This is a genomic window from Pseudomonas sp. TSO6 (assembly GCF_056098905.1).
Map to the genome: position 1 here is coordinate 1 of NZ_JBLZWV010000081.1, position 1,170 is coordinate 1,170.

Genomic DNA, 1,170 nt, shown 5'->3' on the forward strand with positions numbered 1-1,170 from the left:
CCTTCCGCCTGGCTGAAGAAGAAAAGCCGGGTGCGGTACACCTGGAACTGCCGGAAGACATCGCCGCCGAGCAGACCGACGCACTGCCGATCCCGCGCAGCCTGCACCGCCGCCCGCTGGCCGAACATGTGGCCATCCAGGCTGCCGTCGAAAAATTGCAGAATGCGCGCAACCCGATCCTGGTGATTGGTGCCGGTGCCAACCGCAAGATGACCGCCAAGGTCCTCAAGCAGCTGATCGACAAGACCGGCATCCCGTTCATCACCACCCAGATGGGTAAAGGTGTGGTCGACGAGCGCCACCCGCGCTTCCTCGGCAACGCTGCGCTGTCGTCGGGTGACTTCGTGCACCGCGCCGTCGAAGCCGCTGACCTGATCGTCAACATCGGCCACGACGTGATCGAGAAGCCGCCGTTCTTCATGGTCCGTGGCGGTACCGAAGTCATCCACATCAACTTCCGCTCTGCCGAAGTCGATGCCGTGTACTTCCCGCAGGTGGAAGTGATCGGCGACATCGCCAACGCTGTGTGGCAGATCAGCGAAGCGCTGAACGACACGTCGCACTGGGACTTCACCCGCCTGATGGCCATCCGTGAAGCCAACGAAGCGCAGATCGCCGAAGGCGCTGATGACAACCGCTTCCCGGTCTACCCGCAGCGCCTGGTGGCCGACATCCGTCGCGTACTGCCGTCCGAAGGCATCGTTGCCCTGGACAACGGCATCTACAAGATCTGGTTCGCCCGCAACTACAAGGCGCACAAACCGAACACCGTGCTGCTGGACAACGCCTTGGCCACCATGGGCGCCGGCCTGCCATCGGCCATGGCGGCGCACCTGGTGCACCCGGACCGCCCGGTGATCTCGGTGTGCGGCGACGGCGGCTTCATGATGAACAGCCAGGAGCTGGAAACGGCTGTACGCCTTGGCATGCACATCACCGTGGTGATCCTGCGTGACGATGGCTACGGCATGATCCGCTGGAAGCAGGCCAACATGGGCTTCACCGATTTCGGCCTGGACTACGGCAACCCGGACTTCGTCAAATACGCCGAAGCCTACGGTGCCAACGGCCACCGCGTGGAAAGCGCCGAAGGCCTGCTGCCACTGCTGGAACACTGCATCAAGACCCCAGGCGTGCACGTGATCGACTGCCCGGTCGATTACAGCGAGA

General features: G+C 63.2%; 1 protein-coding gene. It reads left to right on the forward strand.

What is annotated here, in order from left to right:
- A partial coding sequence (locus tag ACN6NG_RS29855) for an acetolactate synthase large subunit (RefSeq protein WP_474317513.1) occupies positions 1-1,170 on the forward strand: 1,170 nt, incomplete at both ends.